Annotated in this window: 2 protein-coding genes; one reads left to right on the top strand and one right to left on the bottom strand. The window is 56.8% G+C overall.

The window, feature by feature from the left end; genetic code table 11:
* On the bottom strand, positions 1-2,115 hold a 2,115-nt coding region (locus tag H0248_RS21305), incomplete at its 3' end, for a DNA primase (protein WP_180787400.1).
* Between the two features lie 98 nt (positions 2,116-2,213).
* Here H0248_RS21305 and H0248_RS21300 point away from each other — a divergent pair.
* A complete protein-coding gene (locus tag H0248_RS21300) occupies positions 2,214-2,615 on the top strand; it encodes a helix-turn-helix domain-containing protein (RefSeq protein ID WP_039499909.1) in 402 nt (133 codons plus the stop codon).
* Positions 2,616-2,657: the final 42 nt, after the last annotated feature.

Below are 2,657 nucleotides of genomic sequence, written 5' to 3'. Positions count from 1 at the left end.
GTTCTCCATCAGCAACCCTTCCAGTGTTTGTTTATGCCGCTGCAAGGCGTGGATCGCTTCGGTCTGTTCGCGGGATTCGTTCACGGTGAGCACCAGACAGCGATTCAGCAACTCTTCGTCCACGTCGATGGCCGTGGTGGTCAGCATCAGCATTACCGGGCCTTTCACCGTGTACTGCTTGGTGACCAGATTGCCCGTCGCATCATCCTTGCCCGTTGACGCTATCGTCAGTTCTCCGTCACTCTGCAACAGCTTCAGCGCATAGGCAGCCTGCCTGACGCCTTCTTCTTCGGCGATGGCGAGGATTTTATGCTGTAAGTTCGTTTCACCCAGATAGAACAGGCTCTGTCCCGTCATGGCCGAGTATTGCAGCCGTTCTTCCGGTGGTATCAGGTTCAGTACCGCATCCATCAGGCTGGATTTTCCCGCCGCGCTCGATGACTGGATTAACACCGCTAACGGCCTGTCCAGCTTGCGCGATACCGCCGCCAGATAACCCGCCACTAAGTTGATGGACTCCCCCACCACACCACAGGCAGCCAGGTCATCCGTCAGCCTGCTAATCAGGTTCGGGTCTTGCAGCAACGCCAGCGCGTCGGCTTTCGCGGCATCGTCCAGTTCCGGCGCGGCGTCACTGGCGGTGCCGGGTTGAGCAAGGTGGGTTTCCAGTGCCAGCAGTACACGGCCTAAACTGCGTTTAAGGTCGCTTTCCGCCAACCCCAGCTCCGATGCAGCCAGCCGCGCATAACCTGCCCGACTACGGGCGCTCATCATGTCCACGCTGTCGGCGAACACCACGCCGCTTTCCGTATCCAGTACCTGCGCGTTCACCTTCATCACGCCGCTACCCGCTTTCACCGACGCCATGCCCCGGATGCGCCACTGCTGGCCGGACAGGGCTATCTCCAGCTCACCGTTCGACAGGGCTTCAACCACTACACCCGCAGCTAAGGAAGCAGCAGGTTGAGACGGCTTTTCAGGCTGTGGCGCAGCTTTCCGTTGTGGCACGGATTCAGGTTCAGCACTCACCGCTTCCCCCATCGCCATGGCGCCTTCTACCGCCGCACGGAACGCCCGTTCCGGCTCCGAGACCTTACACAGGTATTCATTCGCATCCATGCCCGCCGGGAACACCACCCGGAACGGCACGATACCGTCAGCCGCTAACGCAGAAGCCAGTTTCACCGCGCCTTCATCGCCTGCCGCATCGTTATCGAACGCGATGAGCACCTGTTTCACGCCATGGCGGATAAACGACTCGCGCATTTCTTCTGTGAACCCGTTCACCCCATAGGCGGCGGTGACGTTGCGATACCCCGCTACCCAGAACGACATCGCATCGATAAGCGATTCACATAAGATGACCGACTTACTCGCTACTAACGCCTGTTCGTTCCACACCCCGCCGTGTGGCCCCGGCAGATACAGATGATTGGGCGTTCCCGCACGCAGCCGATCCCCCACCTTGCGCCCATATAACTCCCGCACCTGACCGTTAAGGTCGATAACTGGCACCACTAACGACCCTGCCAGATGCTCATGGCCGGATGAACGCATCACCCCGATGGCCTGCAACTGGCTACGAACCGTTGCCCCGTCTTTCAGTTTGCTCGATGGCAGACGATAGCCCAGCGTCCGGTTGGCGAACCCTAAGCGGAACTGCGCCACTAACTCAGGATGATTGAGGCGGCGCTTCTCCAGATAGGCGATGGCCTCCGGCGCGTTCAGCAGCGTGTGATGATAGAACTCGGTAACACGATGCAGTAACGCCTGTTTTTCCTGTTCATTAGCGATATCACTAACAGGCGGCAACGGCGCGACGGCGGGCACTTCACCCAGCTCACGCCGCAGCTTATCGACCGCATGAGGCAGGCTGAGGTTCTCCGTTTTCATTACCCAGTCCAGCACCGAGCCGCCTGCATCGCAGCCGAAGCAGTGATAGAGGTTCTTGTCCGGCGAGATAACCATTGAAGGGGTTTTCTCCTGATGGAACGGACACAGCACCACGAAGTCCTTGCCGCGCTTCACCACCTTTCTTCCCTGACCACGCACCACCTCAACCAGTGACACGGCGGCTTTCAGGTGCTGCAACTCAGATTCGGGGATGCGGGCCATGTGATACCTCTAAATTTGCTGTCAATAGACATGTATGTGATATATAGTAATCACATATATAGCACATTACAACTAGCGGTTAAAAAAGGGGGCATACAATGGCAGCTATTGATTTCCTGATGACAGGTCTTGATATGTCCGCTTTTTCCGAACGCCTAAAAGCATTGAGAGAAGCCAGAGGGCTTACCCAGACGCGCCTTGCTGAGATGATAGATGTGCAGCCCAGAGCCTATAACCGCTGGGAGCGCGGGCATATTTCTCCGCAACTGGAGACGCTGCTAAAACTGGCTGAGGTGTTACAGGTTTCACTTGATGAGCTGGTTGGAAGAGTAGAGACCAGCAAGGATGTGAAGATCCGCAATGCAGAGCTACACGAACTCTGGCAACAGGCTGATGCATTGCCGGATGAAGAGCAAAGAGCGTTGATTATGGTCATTGACAGTTTTGTGACTAAGGTCAACGTGGAGAAGGCAGTCAAGAAGAGTGTAAGACAACGTTAAAATAGCGCGGCGACGATGAGTTCAGACCTCATTGCCGCCGCT

It is taken from the genome of Pectobacterium brasiliense, assembly GCF_013449685.1.
Lineage (GTDB): Bacteria > Pseudomonadota > Gammaproteobacteria > Enterobacterales > Enterobacteriaceae > Pectobacterium > Pectobacterium brasiliense_A.
Note: the sequence above shows the minus strand (reverse complement) of the source record. Positions and strands in the feature narration are given on the sequence as shown.

What these genes read in the sequence shown, in the direction of transcription:
- H0248_RS21300 (WP_039499909.1), top strand. Translation starts at nt 2,214, where the DNA reads ATGGCAGCTATTGATTTCCTGATGACAGGTCTTGATATGTCCGCTTTT.